7 protein-coding genes are annotated in these 14,756 nt (G+C 76.1%); 2 read left to right on the forward strand and 5 right to left on the reverse strand.

The window, feature by feature from the left end; genetic code table 11:
• Window positions 1-146 precede the first annotated feature (146 nt).
• Window positions 147-1,661 carry a glycosyltransferase 87 family protein gene (locus tag FRAQA3DRAFT_RS23915; RefSeq protein WP_009741629.1) on the forward strand — a complete coding sequence of 505 codons (1,515 nt, stop codon included), beginning with the start codon at window positions 147-149 and terminating at the stop codon, window positions 1,659-1,661.
• Here FRAQA3DRAFT_RS23915 and mptB read toward each other — a convergent pair.
• Window positions 1,570-3,264 (reverse strand): polyprenol phosphomannose-dependent alpha 1,6 mannosyltransferase MptB, encoded by a 1,695-nt coding sequence (gene mptB, locus FRAQA3DRAFT_RS23920; protein ID WP_232291727.1) that lies wholly within the window; start codon window positions 3,262-3,264, stop codon window positions 1,570-1,572. The genes FRAQA3DRAFT_RS23915 and mptB overlap by 92 nt on opposite strands.
• Before the next feature lie 164 nt (window positions 3,265-3,428).
• Between mptB and FRAQA3DRAFT_RS23930 the strand changes: the two genes are divergently transcribed.
• On the forward strand, window positions 3,429-5,165 hold the full coding sequence (locus FRAQA3DRAFT_RS23930; protein ID WP_009741631.1) for a hypothetical protein: 1,737 nt from the start codon (window positions 3,429-3,431) through the stop codon (window positions 5,163-5,165).
• A gap of 22 nt (window positions 5,166-5,187) precedes the next feature.
• On the opposite strand, the gene FRAQA3DRAFT_RS23935 is transcribed toward FRAQA3DRAFT_RS23930, so the two are convergent.
• The 4 genes from FRAQA3DRAFT_RS23935 to FRAQA3DRAFT_RS23950 all read right to left on the reverse strand — a co-directional run bounded on the left by FRAQA3DRAFT_RS23935 (window position 5,188) and on the right by FRAQA3DRAFT_RS23950 (window position 14,177).
• Window positions 5,188-7,038, reverse strand: coding sequence for an NAD-binding protein (locus tag FRAQA3DRAFT_RS23935; RefSeq protein ID WP_232291728.1), 1,851 nt, complete (start codon window positions 7,036-7,038; stop codon window positions 5,188-5,190).
• Window positions 7,039-7,167: 129 nt separating this feature from the next.
• The gene (locus FRAQA3DRAFT_RS23940) at window positions 7,168-8,511 is read right to left on the reverse strand and encodes a PP2C family serine/threonine-protein phosphatase (protein ID WP_009741633.1); all 1,344 of its coding nucleotides are present in this window, start codon (window positions 8,509-8,511) and stop codon (window positions 7,168-7,170) included.
• A 369-nt stretch (window positions 8,512-8,880) separates the two neighbouring features.
• Window positions 8,881-13,044 (reverse strand): hypothetical protein, encoded by a 4,164-nt coding sequence (locus FRAQA3DRAFT_RS23945; protein WP_009741634.1) that lies wholly within the window; start codon window positions 13,042-13,044, stop codon window positions 8,881-8,883.
• Window positions 13,041-14,177, reverse strand: coding sequence for a hypothetical protein (locus tag FRAQA3DRAFT_RS23950; protein WP_009741635.1), 1,137 nt, complete (start codon window positions 14,175-14,177; stop codon window positions 13,041-13,043). Before FRAQA3DRAFT_RS23950 ends, FRAQA3DRAFT_RS23945 begins: the two co-directional genes overlap by 4 nt.
• Window positions 14,178-14,756: the final 579 nt, after the last annotated feature.

Below are 14,756 nucleotides of genomic sequence, written 5' to 3' on the forward strand. Positions count from 1 at the left end.
CCGGGTTCGTCGGCCACGGCGCGCTCCGTTGCGTGCCGTGGCAGTGACTCGATATGGCGCAAACAATAGGTGACGGGAGAGGCCCCCCGCCCGGCACGTCGAGGGCGCGCCCCGGGCCGCCCGAACGGGCGGGTACGGTCGCGAGCGTGCGCGCGGATCAGTCGGCCCCGTCCGCCGGGCCGCCCCGCCCGCCGGCCCCGGAGCCGATCGCCGCCGCCGGCCCGGCGGCCACATCCCGGACCGGTCCGGGTACCCCCGGTCCGGCCGTCGGCCGGTTATGGGGCGGCTGGCTGCTCAGTCGCGCGCTGCTCGTCGTCGGTGTCCTGATCGGCCAGACGTTCGGCGCCCAGCAGAGTGTCCTCGGTGATCTTCGAATCTACGCCGACTGGGCGCACGATCTCGGCCACGGCGGCGGGCTGCCCGCCGGCGATGATCGCTGGCAGTACCCGCCGGGGGCGGCGGTCGCGCTCGTGCTACCGGAGCTCGCTCACACCCTTTCGGCGGTGCCTTATCGGGTGGCGTTCCTCGTGCTGACGCTTCTCGCCGACGCCGCCGTGACCGCCGCGCTGGCGCGGCGCGACCGCGGCGCGGCGCTGTTCTGGGTGGTCGGGATCACGGCGCTGGGCCCGGTGGCGCTGGCCCGGTTCGACCTGCTTCCGGCGGCGGCTGCGGTCGCCGCGGTGCTCGCCGTCTCGCGCGCCCGGTTCGGCCGCGCCGGATTCCACCTCGGCGTGGGGACGCTGCTCAAGGTGTGGCCGTTGCTGCTGCTGGTCGCGGTGCCGGCGCCGGCCGGCTCCCCGTCACGGTGGCCGGCGTGGTTGCGGGCGGGGGCGGCCCGCCTGGTCGGTGGGTTGCTGGGCGCCGTGGGACTGCTCGCCGCCGTCGGAGCGCTGACCGGGTGGTGGCGCGACGTCCTCGGCTTCCTCGGCGCGCAGCAGGCCCGCGGGCTGCAGGTCGAGGCGGTGGCCGCGACGCCGTTCGTCGTCGCCCACATGCTCGGCGGCCCGGCGCCCGACTACTCCTACGGCTCCCTGCAGTTCGGCGGTCCGGCGGCCCGCGCCGTCGCCACGGCCTGCACCCTGCTCGAGGCCGTCGCCGTCGTCGCCGCGGCGGTGTGGTGGTGGACGCGGGCCCGGCAGCCGGCGGGTGCCGGGGCGGCCCGGACGGGCGAGGGGACCGTCACCTCGGGCGTTGCCTGCGTCGTCCCGCCGGGGGATGCCGCTGCCGACCCGCGGGCGATGGCCGCGACGCTCGCCGGGCGGGCCCTCGCGCTCGTCGTCGTGGTCGTCGTGACCGCCCGGGTGCTCAGCCCGCAGTACCTCGTGTGGATCCTCGCGCTGGTCGCCGCGGGGCTCGCCGTCGCGCCCCCGGGCGCCACGGGAGACGCCGCCGGCACCGCGCCGGCGCCGGGGAGCGGCGGCCGACCGTGGGGTCCGCGCGCGCGGCTGCCGGTGGCGCTGCTGGCCTGCGTCGTGCTGACCCAGATCATCTACCCATGGCGGTACAACGACGTCATCCAGGGCCGGATCGTGCTGAGCCTGCTGCTGGTCGGGCGCAACCTCGGCCTGCTCACGGTGTGCTGGTGGGCGGTGCGGGCCGCCGCCGGGCCGCCAGCAGCGCGGCTGCGGCCCCGGCGACGACGGCGAGCCCGGCGACCGTGACGAGGGCGGCCACTCCGGCGGGACCGAGCAGCCGCCAGGTGGCCGCGAGCGGCGGGAGGGTCGCGAGGCACAGCCAGGTGGAGGCCGCGACCAGCGCGGCGACGGTACGCCCCGCGGCCGTTCCCGGCAGCCGCCCCGCCCGCCGCCCGGCCGGGGCGCCGCGCGCCGCCAGGACGGCGAGTGGCGCCAGGCACAGCGCGAGGTACCAGGGGTAGACCACCGGATTGCCCAACGCCACGGCCAGCCCGCCGAAGCCGACGACGACCAGGTCGGGCCGGCTGTCGGCGAACGCCCGGAACGCCCGGTCACCGCCCGCCGGTGGCGCCCCGTCCGGTGCCGGCGTCCCCTCCGCGGCGCCGGTGCCGGTCGGTGCCCCAGGGGAGTGGCGCCAGGCGCGCAGGGAGAGGGCGAGGACGACGGCCGCCGCGGCGGCTAGGCACAGCGCCCGGGTCACCCGTTGCGTCGCGCCGTCCGCGGGATGCACGCCGACCAGTGCGAGCACGCCGTCCGCCGCCGCGGCGAGGACGGCGGCGGGAGCGATTCCGGTGGTCAGGGTGCCCGATGTGGACAGCGCGTGGATCCAGGTCGGGCCGAAGCCGGCGGCGGCGATGCTCAAGCCCGAGGCGACGGCGGCGGCGGCGGCGTCGGCGGCGAGGCGCACGGCCCCCGCCCGCACCGGCCGCGGCGACCGCCGCGCTGCCAGCAGGTGGGCCAGCACCAGCCAGCCGACGCAGAGCAGGGCGGTCGCCTTGACGTTGCCCGCGAGGCACGCCAGCCCCGTCGCGGCGGCGCCCGGCAGGATCCCGTGCGCCTCGGTCCGCCCCGACGCAGCCTGCGGGTGCGGGTGCGGGTGCGGGACGCGGCGGGCGCGGTCCAGCACGAGGGCGGCGACGACGAGCATTGCGGCGATCGCGTCGAGGTGCGCGCCGCCGACGAGGTGGATGACGACCACGGGGTTCGCCGCGACCAGGACCGCGACCGCGCGGCGCCGGGCCGGGTCGGATCCGGCGAGGCGCAGCGACAGGGCGATCATGACGAAGGTGGCGAGCACGGCGACCACCCGGAGCACGGCGACGGTCCCGGCCGGGCCGCCGCCGATCGCCGCCGCGGCCTTCTCGACCGCGACCGCGGCGCCGCCGTAGGGGGTGTGGGTGTGCCACCACCGCGGGTCGACGGCCCACACGAACGCCCGGCCCGAACCGTCCGGCGCGCCGGCCGTCAGCAGGGTGGCCACGCCGTGGGTCGCCGGGTCCAGACCGAGCCTGGCCAGCTCGCCCTGGGCGGCGTAGGCGTAGACGTCCCGGCTGAACAGCGGGGGGCCGACGGCGAAGGGCAGGCTCCAGGCGGCGGCGGCCGCGAGCCCGGCGCGGGTGGACACCCGCCCGGCGGTCATCGCGCGTACCAGGAGAACCCAGCACAGGCACAGCGCGATGACACTGAGCGCGGACAGCCCGGCCAGAACGCCCCTTGCCGTCTGGGCCGGCGGGGTCGATGGGAGAATTCCCCACCAGGATGAGGGGTCGGTGACGTACGGATCGCGCGGTCCGAGCCGCCCCTCGGCCAGCATGGCCGCGGCCGCGGCGCCGACTCCGCCGATGATCAACCAGATGACGCTGGTCGAGGCCCTGACGGCGGATGGTCCGCGGCCGCCGCGCGCCGCCGGAGCGGGGGTGGCCGCGGCCGGCCGTTCGCCGACCGGCGGGCCGTCGGGAGATGATCGGTGGGATGCGGCGGACGGACCGTCGTCGGTGCCTTGGGAGGTCGCGGGTGACAGCGCTCGCGGCGCCCGGCTCCCCGATCGACGCCACGCCCGGTAGCCGGCCGACGACCGCGGCGGTGCCGGCGGGCGAGACCGAGTCTCGCGTGGCTCCACTGCCCCAGACCCCCTTCATCGCCCTCGAGCCGCCGCGGCACCACGGGCCGGTTGTGCGGGGCGTCCTCGTCCTCGTCGCGGCTGTGCGCCGGTGGCCCTGGACGCTGACCGCGGCCCTGTGCCTGCTGTGCGTCGGGCTCGATGTGACCGGCCCCGACACCCCCGCCCAGGAATACCGGGTGTGGCTGTTCCGCCACGGCGGAGCGGTCCTCTGGGACGATCAATGGTACGGCGGCCACACCATACCCGGGTACAGTGTGCTGTTCCCGCCGCTCGGCGCGCTGTTCGGGGTCCAGCTCCTCGGCGCGATCTCCTGCGTCGCCTCCACGGTGATCGTGACCCGGCTGCTGCGCGGGCCGGGCCGGCGGTCGGGGCAGGACCTCGTCCTCGTCTGGTTCGCCGTCGCCACCGTCTCCAACCTCGTCGTCGGGCGGATGCCGTTCGCCCTCGGGATGGCGTTCGGCGCGCTGGCGCTGCTTGGGGCCCGCGAACGCCGGACCACGCTGACCTGGGCCGGCGCCGTGCTGTCGTCGCTGGCCTCGCCGCTTGCCGCCGGTTTCGTGCTGCTCGTCGGCGCCGCGCTGCTGCTGACCATCGGCTGGCGGCGCGTGCTGCCGTTCGCCGGCGCCGGGGCCGGCATCGTCGTCGCGCTCGCCTTCCCCGAGGACGGCTACCAGCCGTTCCCGGCACTGACCTTCCTGTCGCTGCTGGCGCTCATCACGGTGGGTCTGCTGGTGGTCCCGAAGGGCGCCCGGGCGATCCGGCACGGCCTGCTGCTGTGGGCGGCCGCGGCGGCCGTGTTCTTCTTCATCCCCTCCCAGGTCGGGGGGAACATCACCCGGCCGGCGACGCTGCTGGCCGGCCCCGCCGCGGCGCTGCTGCTCGCCAACCGCCGCCGGCTGCTCGCGATCGTCGCGATCCCGCTGATCGGCTGGCAGATCGGCCCGATCCATGGCGCGCTGCTCACTCAGGGCGATCCGTCCTCGTCCGCCGGGTACTACACCGAGCTGCTCGACTACCTCGATCGCGGCGCGCCGGTGCCGGCCGGCCGGGTCGAGGTCCCGTTCACCCGGGCCCACTGGGAGGCCCGCTTCGTCGCGCCGTCAGTCCCGATGGCCCGGGGCTGGCTGCGCCAGCTCGACAGCAAGTACAACGCGCTGTTCTACGACGGCACCCTGAACGCCGAGACCTACCACGAGTGGCTGCTCGCCCGGGGCATCCGCTACGTCGCCCTGCCCGACGTGGAGCTCGATCCGTCCGCCGTCGCGGAGGCGAAACTGCTGCGGGCGGGTCTGCCCTACCTCGAGCTCGCCTGGCAGAACCCGCACTGGAAGGTCTGGCTCGTCACCGACTCCGCCGGCCTGGTGCAGGGGCCGGCGAGCCTGACCGAGCTCGGGGTGAGCTCGGTCGCCGTGGATTTCCGCACGCCCGGGGTCGCCACCGTGCTCGTCCACTACACGCCCTACTGGCGGCTGTCGGAGGGCAGGGCATGCGTGTTCCGGGCCGCCGGCGGCTGGACGGGCATCCTCACCGAGGCGTCCGGGCCGGTGCGCCTGTCCGCCCGGCTCTCGGTCGACGGTCTGACCCGGGCCAGCGCCCTGGACTGCCCCGTGGACCAGCGCATCTCCTGACCGCCACTGCGACCTGGGCGGTTCAGCCGGGTTCGTCGAGGCGGACGATGCGCAGCCCCGCGTGGGCGAGGATCGCCGGCAGGCTGCGGATGACGTCGCGGTCGCGTTCCCGGTCGGTCTCGGGCAGCGCCGACCAGTCGACCATCGCGGGGTGGCGCCGGTCGGTGCCGTCCTGGCGGGTCGGCCCCAGGGTGTAGCCCTTCGCCTCCCGCTCCCGGCGCCACCGGTCATGCTCCTGCTGGGCGAGCTCGTCGACCTCCCCCGCGGTGAACGTGAAGTCGGTGTCGACCTCCCCGGCCGGCATCAGCATCAGCGCCTGCGCCCGCAGGACCTCCCCGAACTGGGCGGCCTGCGCCCGGTTGGAGTCGCGCAGGTCGTCCGGCAGCTCCGCCCACGGCACCATCGCCCGCCTGGACCCCATCGCGCTGCCCCGGCGGCGTTCCGTCTCCAGGTAGCGCTCGTGGCTCGCCCGGGCGAAACGTTCGATGAGGTCGGTGTCGCCGAGGTCGAGCGGGAGCGCCTCGTCGTTGACGGCGAAGAAGCGCACGCCGCCCTGGAGGTCCTCCAGCAGCGGCCCCGGCAATGGCGTCGGCGGGCGGGGGAAGGTCAGCCGGCCGAAGACGTCCTGCAGGCTGCGCTGCCGGCCGGTGCGGACGATGACCGTGGTCCGCGCGACGCCGAACCGGTCGTTGAGGGCCTGCGCGGCGTCCAGCCCGTACAGCAGCGCCCGTTCCTCGTCGCGCTGGCAGACGTAGACGAACTCGGGGGGCCCGTGCGGACCATCCGGGTCCGTGACGGCCGGCGGCAGCTCGCCGTGCGGGGTGTCGTGACCGGTGAGCGCGACGCGGGCCAGCGCGGGTTCCCGGGCGCGCAGCGCGGCGAGTATCTCCTCGGCCGCCGGATCGGCCACGGCGATGGGCAGCAGCGGACCGGACGCGCCGGCCAGGGCCCGCCAGCGGCGGGCCAGCTCCATCACCAGGGCACGGCCGAGGCCGGACAGCCCGAGAACGACCAGGGGCGCGGGTGCCGCGGGCGGTGCCCCGCCGGGTTCCGGGGCGGCCCAGCTCGGCGGGTGCCGGTTGAGCAGGGCGTGCGCGCCGAGCACCTCGACGGCGAAGAAGTCCAGCCGGAACCCGCTGTCGTCGTTGAGCCCGATCCGCCGGGCGCGCAGGTGCGGGATCAGGGAGAGGTCGCCGACCTGGGCCAGGCAGCGCAGCGGCTGCTCCGCCCGGTTGGCGGCGAGGCGCCGGGCGGCGAGGGCGATGGCCAGGTTCGACGAGGTGTCCGGCAGGCAGCCGTAGACCACGTCCGCGCGGGCGACGCCGGCCTTCGTCAGCACCAGCGGTTCCACCGGGTCACCGACGACCCGCAGCAGGCCGGGTGGCAGTTCGGCGTCCGGATACTCCCGCTCCGCATCCTCGGCGACCAGCACCACCCGTTTGGACCGGGAGAGCTTGTCGACGAGCGCCGATGCCGTGGGGCCGGTGCCGCACACGATGACGTGATGGCGGGCGTGGCGGGCCCGGAACCGTTCGAAGCGCTGGGCGAAGATCGTGCTCACGCCGTCGGCGACCCCGACGGCCGTCGCCACCGGCGCGAGGAACCGCGCTATCTCCAGCGTCAGCGGGAACCGCCCGCCGTCCTGGAAGACCGTCCCGTCGGCGAGGAAGAGCGTCGCCGTGAAGAACACGACGTTGGGCCAGCTGAACATCGCCGGCTCGCTACGGAACAGCCGGTACATCCCGACCAGGCCGAAGCTGAATGCGATCACCCCGAGGACGGCGAACGTCCCCAGCAGATGGCGGCGCAACCAGCGGGCCAGCCGGCCGGCGACGCCCAACGGCCGGGCCGCCCAGCGCTCGAGCCGATGCACGAGGCCGGCACGCCCGCTCCGGCCACCGGGCGCGCCGCGGCCGATCACCGCGGCCGTCCTGGGCGGGTTGCCGGGGGCGGGATCGGGACCGCCGACGCCGGGCGCGCCGCGCCGGACGCCCTACCGACCTCACCGCGAGGTGGGCTCGGACACCAGGTCGGCGACGACGATGGTGGTGTCATCGCGGGCGCCGGCCAGCAGGGCCGCCTCGACGAGGGCGTCCGCGGCCCGCTCGGGCGGCTCGGAGCCCAGCTCGCTGAGCAGACCGTCGAGCTGCTCGGGCGTCATCACCTTCGTGATGCCGTCGCTGGCGAGGACGACCCGGTCGCCGGCCCGAACCGGCTCGCTGAAGATGTCGGCCTCGATCTCGTCGGCGAGGCCGACGGCGTTCAGCAGCGGGCCGTTGCGGATCGCGTGCGGGGTGGTCAGCGCCCGCGGGCGCCCCCGCCCCGGCTGCAGCCACACCGAGCTGTCGCCGACGTGGGCGACGGTGAGGTACTCGCCGGTGTTGTGCTGCCGGCCGAGGATGACGACGTCCAGCGTGCAGGCCATGCCCAGCCAGGTCGGTTCCTCCCGGGCCCGGGTGCGGACAACCCAGTTCGCCCGTTCCACCGCCTTGCGCAGGCCCTGCAGGGGATCCTCGGCGTACTGCGGCCGGAAGCCGGCCACGGTGGTGACGGTCAGCGTGGACGCGATCTGGCCGGCCGCCTCCCCGCCGACGCCGTCCGAGACCGCCAGCAGGCCGTCCACGACGACGAACGCGTCCTCGTTGGGACCGCCGCGTTTGCCCCGGCGGGTCCGGCCGGCGGCGGCCAGCCGCAGCGGGGCGGCCGTGGTCTGCTCGGGCTCGGTCGCCATCAGGTCGGCGGCCTGCTCCCGGGGCGTGTCGGAGGCGGCGTTGGGATAGGTGGTCGCGGTCGGCGTGCTCTCCCACCGCGGGTCGCCCGAGGCCGCCCGCCCCCCCGCCGGTTCGGCGCCCAGCGCGGCCGACTGCGCGACGAAGGTCGCCGTGGGCGGCGCGATCGGGTAGTCACCGGTCTGCGGGTCGTAGTAGCGGGTGGCGTCCTCCCGCTCGTCTTCGAAGGACTGGACCTGTTGCGGCGGAGCGGCGGGTGGTGGAGTCCAACCGGTCGCGTCGGGATCGCGACTGTTCTCCCCCCCGACTGGAACCTGCGCGGTCACGTCCCCTCCCCACGACGCGCCCGCCTCCGGGCCGTCGCTCGCGTCGTCGGCCGTCCGTTCGGCGGGGGGAAGCGGCGCCGGCTCGGTGAAACCGGGCACGATCCCGTCCGGCGCGGCGGCGTCGGAGCTGTCTCGCAGCGGCACCGTACCGGACCGATGCCGCTGATGGTCCAGGCCGCGGCTGCGGCGCTGGCTTCCCTGCCGGACCGGCCGGTTGTTCAGGGCGACGAAGATCACCAGAGCTACCAGCAGCACCACGATGAGCATGATCGGCACCAGCGAGCTACCCATGGCCTCCGTCCTCGCCGAACCAGTCACGATCACGCTGTCGGACGTGTCGCCAGCCGTCTTTCCTCCTACCCAAGGGCATTGACGCACCGCGAACCCCGGGTGTGTCGCGACACCGACACAAGTACTGGTCATTGTTCCAGACTCCACCGACCCCGAGTAGGGCGAACGGGACAGCCGCGTTGATCGTGACGTCGGCCGGGCGTGGCGGTGGGACCGCGGTGCCGCAGGGGTCTGCGCCCGCCCGGCGGCCCTCGGCGCCGCCGCCGGGCTGCGCCGGCGGCCGCCGGTCCCGGTGCCGGGCATGACGTGCCGCGGGAGCTCGCCGGGCGGGCTCGCGGGCGTCAGCGGGCGGCCCGGCCACCGGTGGTGTCACCGGACGAGCGCGAGCAGGGCGAGCACGGCGGCGGCCAAGGTGAAAGCGAACACGGGGAGCCCGAAGGAGCGCCGCCGGCGCCCGGCCGCGCCGTTCGCGGCGATCTCGGCGATGACCCGGGACTCGACGAAGCGGGGCAGTTCGCGGGCGGCCCGCAGGCGTGGGTCGTCCGGGAGGTAGAGCGCCACCAGGCGGCGCACGACGCGTTCCAGGTCGGCGGGATACAGCCCGACATCGTCCTCGTCCTCGCCGTCGTATTCGTCGGCGTCGGCGGTGCGCAGGGCGCGGCGGAAGTACCGCTCCGCGGCCACCGCCAGGTCCGCTCCCGAGGCCGGCTCGTCGTCGGGCAACGCCATGCCGTCCCGGTGGGGCGCGCCCCAGCTCCAGATCGCCTCGTAGAGGTCCCAGGCGTCGTCCCAGCTCGGTACGTACCAGACCAGCAGGCCGAAGACCCGGGCCGCGTCGGGCCGGCCGGGCCCGCACGCGTCGAGGAACGCGACCGCCGGATCCCGCACGTCCGCTGCGGCCGGCGGGATGCGCGCGGTGAGCTCGGTGGCCAGGGCATGCAGCTCCGCCTGGGACGAGGCGGGCCGCCGCGGCCGGGCAGCCGCGCCCCCGTCCTCGACCTCCCCGTCCTCGACCTCCCCGTCCTCGACCTCCCCGTCCTCGACGTAGAGGTCCAGCACGCGGGCGACGGTGTCGACCACCTGGCTCCCGCCCGGCCCGGCCGCCGCCAGCCGCTCGAGGAAGGGCCGGGCGCCGGCCGCCAGCATCCCGGGTCCGTCGTCATCGCGTACCGCCGGTGGCGGCGGCCCGGCCGCGACCGGGAAGGCCGCCGCGCCGGCGATGGCGTACCGGATGTCCTCCGCTCCGTACCAGCGCGGGGCGTACAGGACGAGCAGCCGGAAGGCGTCGGCTCCCCAGGCCCGGGTCTCCCGCAGCAGCCGCACGACCGCCGCGGCCGGCGACTCGGCGGGCCACCCGTCGGCGGACTCCCCGTCGGCGGACTCCCCCTCGGACCTCGCCATGACGGCGCGCCCCGCCGCCGGCGCGTCCGGCGCCGCCATCCCGGTCCCCGGGCCGGGCGGCGGCGCCTGCGCGCGGTGGACCGCCGCCGCGCCGGGTGCCGTCGCGGGGAGCTCCGCGCCGGCGGCGAGCCAGGCCAGCTCGTCGGCCAGGGCATCGGCGAACGCGAACCCCTCGGTGAGCCCGAACCGGTCGAACACGGTACGCAGGGCCGAGCCGAGCAGCTCCCGGACCCGCGCCGCGCGGTGGCCGCCGTCCGGGCGGTCTGGGCCGGCGGCGGGTGCGGCGGCCAGCGAGGCCAGGTCCGCGACCAGTTCGGCGAGTAGCTGCACGATCTGCCGATGCATCGTCGCGACGGCGGTGTGGACCGCGGTGACATAGGCCGCCCGGTCCAGCTCGGCCAGGTGAACGTCCGCTGCCAGCCGGGTGATTGCCTGGGTGACGTCGCTGGCGGCGCGGGCGAGGACATCGGCGCGCCGCCCCGGGGGGCGGGCCGGTCCCGGCCGGGACCGGGAGCCGGCCGGGCCCGCCGGGTCGAACAGGTCGCGCAGCGCGGCGAGCTCGCGCAGCTCGGTGGGCGATTCCAGCCGATCAATTAACGGGTCGTGGGCCGAGTCCGCCAGCGAGACCCCCAGCGGGACCCCGAGCGCGGCGAGCAGCCGGTCGACCGGGTGCAGCCGGCCGTCCCAGTGCGACCACTCCATCCGGTAGGCCGCCGCTACGTGCCGGGTCACCGCCGCCTGGGCGGCCCGCTCCAGCTCCCGCCGATCCGCGGTGGCCGCGGTCGCGGGGGAAGGGGCTGCCGGCGGCAGGGCCGTCACCGTGACCTCGAAGCCGGGATCCGGTCCGGCTGGGTGGTCGGCCTCGGCGCCGCCGTACTCCCGGCTGGTGACGGAGACGTCGGGTCGCGCGGGTGGCGGGCCCGCGGGGACGACGGCGATGTCGAGGGTGCGCGGCGTGGCCGTCGGTGGGCGGCGGCGCTCCTCGGCAAAGGCGGCAGGCCCGGTGCCGCCCGCCGGGTGGCGCTCGTCGGCCGGATGGGGTTGGTCGGCTGGGCTGGGCGTGTCGGCTGGTCTGGGCGTGTCGGCTGGGCTGGGAGTGTCGGTGGTGGTTGGCGGCGCTCCCGGGCGGAAGGTGCGCAGCGCGTCGAGGGTCTCGGTGGCGAGGCGCAGCGCGCTGCCGCTGGCCGTCGGGAGCCGGTAGGACGAGAAGACCGATTCCAGGCCGGCCGTGAGGGGCGGGATCGCCTGGCGCAGCGACTCCTCGGCGCCACGGGTTGGCGACGGACCGCGCAACGCGGCGAGATCGTCGGCCAGCGCGGTCAGGGCCCCCTCGACCTGCCGTTGCTCCTCGATGACCGCGGCCTCGACGTCCGCGGCGACCCGGGCGCGCTCGGCCGGATCAACCTCCCCCAACCGGTCGAGGACGCCGGCCACGACCAGGGCACGGCCCTGCTCGCGCGACGCCGGTTCGTCGCGTGCCTCCGGCCCCGCAGGCGATTTCGGCATCCGGCCGGACATGCCGGCACCCGGGGCGGTCAGTTGGCCCGCGACGCGGCGTAGCTGCCCGCGCAGCCGTTCGGCGCTCGGCAGGTTGACGGGCAGGCCGACCGGACCGGTCAGGATCGCGATCAGCCGGCGTACCGGGTCGGCGCCGTCCCCGTCGGCGCGTCCCGGCGCCAACAGCAACTCGTAGGCGTCGTGTAGGTGTTCGGCGACCGCACGCGCCTGCCGGGCGGCCGGCCGCGCCGCGGATGCCGGCCAGCGGCCCGCGCCGATGGCCCCGCCCTGCACCGGCGGTGCTGTGGCGGTGGGCCATCGCTCGCCGGGCGGCGGTGCGGCGGCGGGTGATCGCGTATCCGTCGGGGGCGCCGCGGCAGGGGCTGAGGACGGTTGGGCGGGTGCGGTCTCGTGGCTCGGGGGCGGTTGGCCAATCGGGTAGGAGCTGATCGGCTGGGGGCCGGCCGGCTGGGGGCCGGCCGGGTCGGGGCCAGGCTGTTCGCCCAGTCGGGCCACCGCGGCGTCCCGCCCGCTGGCCGCCACCAGCCGGCGGCACCAGTGCTCGGGGCCGCGCGGCTGGAACGTCTCGTCGCCGACCAGGGCCAGCAGGCCGCTGACGCCGCGGATCCCGCCCCGCCCGTAGACGTCGACGAGCAGGTGTGCCGCGTCGGAGATCGCCGAGGGGACCGGCGGCGCGACGCGTGGATCAACGTGAATCGCCGCCGGGTCGGCACCGGGCGCGAGCTCAGGCGGGACCGGGACGAACAGGAACCGCGGTCCGGACGGGCCCATGCCCGTGGTCGTGCCGTCCGAGGCCGCCGACCTGTGGCCTGTGGTCGACGTCTCGCGGTTCGACGCCGACGCCGAGGCCGGCTGGTTCGGCGCGGCGGCGGCGCGGGTGGAGGGCGAGGTGGCGTGGGTGGAGAAGGTGAGCCGGTAGGGGAGCACCCCTTCGAGCATCTCGACGAGCGCCCACATCAGCGTGACGGCCTCGTCCGAGCCGGTGTGGGACACCACGAACGGCCGGTCCGTCCACGACCAGGTGAGGACCGTCGAGACCAGGGCGGCAAGCCGGTTGCGCCGGGCGGCGACCCGGGCGGCCTGGCGCAGGGTCCGCTCGCCGGCCCGTCGCTGCGCGGTGAGGTCGTCCAGGTGCAGCGGGGGCAGCCGCGGCGTGGTCCGTGCGCCGCCGGCCGTGGCCCCGCCGGCCGCGTACAGCGCCAGCGCGACCCGTTCGGTCAGGTAGTCGGCCCGCCCGATGAGGACGTGCGCCCGCAGCCGGCCGCGGCCCGCACCGCTTCGCCCGGCAGCCTGGACGCGATGGACGAGCGCGGCGTCCGGCACGTCGTACGGATCGTCCCGGACGGGCCGGTCGGGCGCGCCGACGACGTAGGCGAGCGCGGTCGGCGGGTGGTCGACCGGGCTGTCGTCCGCCTCGACCTGGGCGGCGAGCAGGCCGTTCCACGAACGGGTCACCGCGGAGCTCAGCGAGCTCGCGATGGGAAAGTAACCCTCGGCGCCGGCCCGCGTCCGCCGGGACCAGGCGTAGACGATCTGGTCGATGCGGGTGACCGCTGAGGTGGCGCCCTGCGCTGAGGTGGCGCGGTCCGCGGCCGCGGGGCCGGCGCGATTCATGGTCGCATGTCCGGGAACAGGACCCCCAGCACACCGGCGTCTCGCGCGGGGGTCAGCCGCAGTAGGCCGGCGACCAGCGTCGCCGCGGTCCAGGTGATCTCGATGCTCGGCCCGACCGGGTCCGCTGGGTCGGTGCGGTCCGCTTCCGCCGGGGCCGGCTCCGGACGGGCCGCCTGCGGCGCGAAGGCGATCACCGCCGTCGCCTGGGGCCTGGGATCCAGCAGCGCCAGCTGCCCCTTGCCGACGAGTTCGCGGACCGCCGTGGCATCGGTTTCGGCATCGAACCGGTGCACGGCCCCGATCCGCAGCCTGCGCAGCACGTCGTCCGGGAGCCGGCCGATGAAGGCCCGGATGCGGGGGAAGGCGAGGCAGCCGGGCATGGCCGACACCTTGCGGGTGACCTGATCGAACACCTCGGGGCTGTGCAGCGCGTCGAACAGGGCCCGCAGCGCCGGCCCGTCGTCGCCGGTGCCGCCCGCAAGCCGCACCGGCCCGGCCGCCGCCGACGTGCCTGCGGCGCCGACCTCCGGGCCGTCCGAATCCACTGCCGCAGCCCACGGTCTGCCCTCGACCGCCCCGGCCCAGAGGATCGCCGAGACGGCGGCCGCGCGGCTGGGCGGCGGGGACGCGGCCGCCCCGGTCGACCCCGCGGATTCCTCGGTTGTGTCGTCGACGAAGGCGGTGTCCTCGACGAAGGCGGTGTCGTCGACGAAGGCATAGAGGGCCGGGTCGTAGGGGGCGTCGAGGTCGGGGAGCGTCTCCTCGCCCGGCACGCCGTCGAGTGGCTCGCCCCAGGCGCCGGTGCCGTTCCACGGATCGTCGCTCGCGCCCGCCGACACAGGCGCCCCGCGTGTCCCGGGCGCGGCGATCTCGTCCGGCGCCGGCCCGACCAGGACGAGCAGCACCGACGCCGCGGGGCGCCCGGCGGTGAGCGCATCCAGCCCGGCCAGGTGGGCCGCTGCCGCGTGCGCCTCGTCGACGATCAGCAGACGTTCCGCGGAGCTCACGTCGAACCCCACCTGTCGGGTGAGCATGGTCTGCAGGGTGCCGGGAGCGGGGGGATTGCGCAGCACGTGCTCCCGGCAGCAGGAGCGCAGGTCCAGGGTGACGACCAGACCGGTCGCGGCGCTCACCCAGGGCTCCGGGCGAAGGTCGTCCCGCGGCGCGCCCGAGCATTCCACCGGCCCCGACGATGTTCGTTCTTTCGCGCCGGGCCTGCCGGCGCGCGATTGACCCTCGACGGGTATTCGGACCGTCGTTGATTTGCTGCCGGGCAATGTGGTCGCGCAATGGATGCCCGGGTTTCGGTGCAGGGGCGGGATGAGCTGCCCCCACCTGGCGTCCGCTGCTTCCCCGACAATGGACGTCCCCCCGGCGCGCCATCAGCTGACAATGATCGTGTAGTCGACCGATTACCACCTACTGGCGGAAAGTTATTCCTAACACCCCCGGTCAGTCCAGCGGAAGTTGGAAAAAATCATCCTGGCCCGAGTGATCAGGGTCTCCCGGCGCCACCGCCGGGGCCGCCGATGCCGGCCGCGGGATTTCCGCCGGGTGCGCCGTCCGGCGAAGGCGGAGCCGGTGCCGCGTGCAGCGGCATGTGCAGCATGTCGTTCCGGTTCGCGGCGTGCCGTCAGGCGGCTGCCGATGACCGGCGTGAACCCGCCGATATGCGTCTGCGTCGAACGCCGCGCCGGGGTTTCCGACAAAGA

Source organism: Frankia sp. QA3 (assembly GCF_000262465.1).
Classification (GTDB): domain Bacteria; phylum Actinomycetota; class Actinomycetes; order Frankiales; family Frankiaceae; genus Frankia.